This is a genomic window from Acinetobacter sp. 22323 (genome assembly GCF_052044895.1).
GTDB classification, from domain to species: Bacteria; Pseudomonadota; Gammaproteobacteria; order Pseudomonadales; family Moraxellaceae; genus Acinetobacter; species Acinetobacter schindleri.
On the sequence record NZ_JBQEOL010000053.1, the window covers coordinates 1 to 504 of the forward strand.

The 504-nt window shown below is 43.8% G+C and carries 2 tRNA genes; both read right to left on the reverse strand.

From position 1 onward, the window contains the following. Positions 1 to 32: 32 nt before the first annotated feature. Positions 33 to 108 (reverse strand) — tRNA-Asn (locus ACTJIX_RS14855). Between the two features lie 288 nt (positions 109 to 396). Continuing rightward, a tRNA-Asn gene (locus ACTJIX_RS14860) sits at positions 397 to 472 on the reverse strand. Positions 473 to 504 lie beyond the last annotated feature (32 nt).

Below are 504 nucleotides of genomic sequence, written 5' to 3' on the forward strand. Positions count from 1 at the left end.
CGCTCTACCGACTGAGCTATGGGAGAATAGATTGGCTCTCCAACCTGGGCTCGAACCAGGGACCTGCGGATTAACAGTCCGTCGCTCTACCGACTGAGCTATTGGAGAATCTGAAAGCGATTATAGAGAGATTTGAAAAGGGGTCAAGGCACTTTTAGCAAAAAGCTGCAGAAATTGAATCAAGTGTTTTAAAAATAGTCGAAAAGGTTTTTAGTTCAAACTGTTATCTTTAGGTAAAACAGGCCAGTGGTCAGATTTTAATAAGCCTTAATTCTTGTAAATGATCTGAAATGTCGGAAATAATATGGCACAGTGCATACAGATCAACACGATTTCAATCTAAAAATATAGGTATAAAAAAAGCCCACTTCGCAATGAGAGGGCTTTCTGGAATCTTGGCTCTCCCACCTGGGCTCGAACCAGGGACCTGCGGATTAACAGTCCGTCGCTCTACCGACTGAGCTATGGGAGAATAGATTGGCTCTCCAACCTGGGCTCGAACCA